The sequence below is a fragment of the Alsobacter sp. SYSU BS001988 genome (assembly GCF_054796215.1).
In genome coordinates this window covers 1-347 of sequence record NZ_JBTAMK010000067.1, presented here as the reverse complement: position 1 = coordinate 347, position 347 = coordinate 1, and the positions used below count along the sequence as shown (strand labels likewise).

The window sequence follows — 347 nt, the reverse complement described above, 5'->3', positions numbered from 1 at the left end:
CGACGGCGAGGCGAGCTGGACCGCCGTCTGCCAGGTCCGGCGCAAGGGCGAGCGAAGCTGGCTGGTGCGCAGCTTCGACACCGCCGACGCCATCCGGGCCCGGGTGTGGGGCAAGGCCGGGCCGTGGAGCGAATACCCTAAGCGCATGCTGCAGATGCGGGCCCGGGCCTTCGCCCTGCGCGACGGCTTTCCCGACGTGCTGGGCGGGCTCTATCTGCGCGAGGAGGTCGAGGGCTCCGGCTTCGCCACCCGCGCGCCCGCGCCCGCCCATCTGTTCGGCGCCGGGCCGGGCGGGGCCGGCCGCGAGGGCTTCGAGGCGAGCGGCGCGGCGTCGCCGGGATCTGCGC

General features: G+C 76.7%; 1 protein-coding gene. It reads left to right on the top strand.

Annotated features, from left to right (window positions below):
• Window positions 1–347, top strand: a 347-nt coding sequence (locus tag ACYVO7_RS25825; protein ID WP_460452623.1) for a recombinase family protein, incomplete at both ends; no start/stop codon positions are given.